The following is a 1,117-nucleotide window of genomic DNA, read 5'->3' on the forward strand; positions in this document are numbered from 1 at the left end:
GCGGGTGTTCGGGTGTCCGACGGCAGTGAGTTGGTCGGGCTGACCGGTGCTGATCCGGACCGTCAGCCGGTGTTCCGGGTTGCGGAGGGTGTATCCGAACCGGCGCCAGGAACGTCGGATGCCGGCCAGCAGGCGGCGTTGGCGGCGAGTTACTTCGGCTCTGCGGCTTTTGCGTCGCGTGTTGGGGGGCGTCGGCTGCGGGGGCAGGACGTTGCGCGGGGGCGTGCGGTTGCGGGCCCGTTGGATGCGTTGCCGCATGTTGAGGCGGCGGTCGTGGTCTCTTATCTGGGCACGGACATGTCGACGTTCGTTGCGGATTTGTTCGGCGTGGGCGGTTCGCGGAGGGAGCCGGCGCGGGCGGTGGTCGGTGTCGTCAACGCTTGGCTGGAGGCCCAGCCTGCCGATAGGCAGCGCTATAAGGTCACAGTATTCCTGCGCGACGAGGCTGTGGGTCTGCTCAGGCGGCCAGACGGAACGTACAGCGTCCCGTTCCCGATGGTCGCTGTAACTCCGCCTACCTCCCGGCAATCGGAGCGTGTCCGGCTGAACCTGGCTGCGACGTCGGTGGTCCGGGTCCATGGCGGGATCTACCTGATTCGGCCCGGTACTCGCTTCGCGGCCGTAAACCAATTCGTGAATGAGCATGCGGAGCAGATCATCGCCCTCGACGAGCTGTCACCGCCCGACTCGTTGGGTGACACCTCGGACAGCCGGATCGGGGTCCCGGACTCGACCGACCAGGCGGCCGAGCCACGCAGGAATTCGATCCTGATGCGGCAGTTGCCGAACGGTGTCTGGTTTGTCCAGCCGCTGGCTACCGGCGACTTCGATCCTGCCCGTGAGGTTCGGTCGTTGCCGTATGCGCATGTGCAGTTGTCGGGGTTGGGTGGTGGAGGATCGCCGGTCGGTCGGCCCGCTGGGGTTGTCCATGGGGTGGTGGATCCGGCGGCTCATGCTGCGCCGGGGATGCGGTCGCTGAATGTGCCTGCCCGTTTTGTTTGGACGCATTCCAGCGGGCGTGAGACGTTTTCGGTGTTGGACACCAGGGCGTTGGTTGCGGGCCGGGCGGTGGTGAACTGGGTTGAACGGCAGGCTGCTGCGCCGGGTCGGGACGGCC

Annotated in this window: 1 protein-coding gene; it reads left to right on the forward strand. The window is 66.9% G+C overall.

Annotated features, from left to right (window positions below; all coding sequences use genetic code 11):
• Positions 1–12: 12 nt before the first annotated feature.
• The coding region (locus tag ABD901_RS58675) for a hypothetical protein (RefSeq protein WP_345145088.1) at positions 13–1,117 on the forward strand (1,105 nt) is incomplete at its 3' end.

This window comes from Dactylosporangium darangshiense (assembly GCF_039537565.1).
Taxonomy (GTDB): domain Bacteria; phylum Actinomycetota; class Actinomycetes; order Mycobacteriales; family Micromonosporaceae; genus Dactylosporangium; species Dactylosporangium darangshiense.